The organism is Bacillus sp. BHET2, assembly GCF_005938125.1.
GTDB lineage: Bacteria > Bacillota > Bacilli > Bacillales > Bacillaceae_B > Rossellomorea.
The window spans coordinates 1-392 of sequence record NZ_VCQN01000052.1 but is presented as its reverse complement, the minus strand read 5'-3'; the positions used below and the strand labels follow the sequence as shown (position 1 = coordinate 392).

At 61.7% G+C, this 392-nt stretch carries 1 protein-coding gene; it reads right to left on the bottom strand.

The window, feature by feature from the left end; genetic code table 11:
- Window positions 1-392: hypothetical protein (locus FGG79_RS21985; protein WP_205688860.1), on the bottom strand; the 392-nt coding region annotated here is incomplete at both ends.

Below are 392 nucleotides of genomic sequence, written 5' to 3'. Positions count from 1 at the left end.
ATTCGCGGCCCGCCAGGCGATCACAGCCCGGTCTACCAGCCTTGGGCGATCGACGGGATCCCCAATATCGCCCTCATGGAGCGCCTGCAGCAACTGGGCGCGCGCGCCGGCCTCGGCCGCTCGGTCGCTCTCGATGAGCTTCAGCGCACGCTTGAAGAAGCGGATGTACTCCAGATGTCTCTCCCGCGTTCCTCGGTGCTGGATGTACCAGCGCAGATCCTCCGGATCCACGGCGTCGAGAACCAGATAGGGCACCTCTTCTCCCCACCAGTCTGATCGCTTCAGTTTCAGAAGGGAGACTTTGCAGTTGTACTTGCGATCGCTGCGGAACGTGTCCTTCTGGACACGCGCATCTACACATAGCTGGTCGCCGTCTCGATAGACGAGTGCAC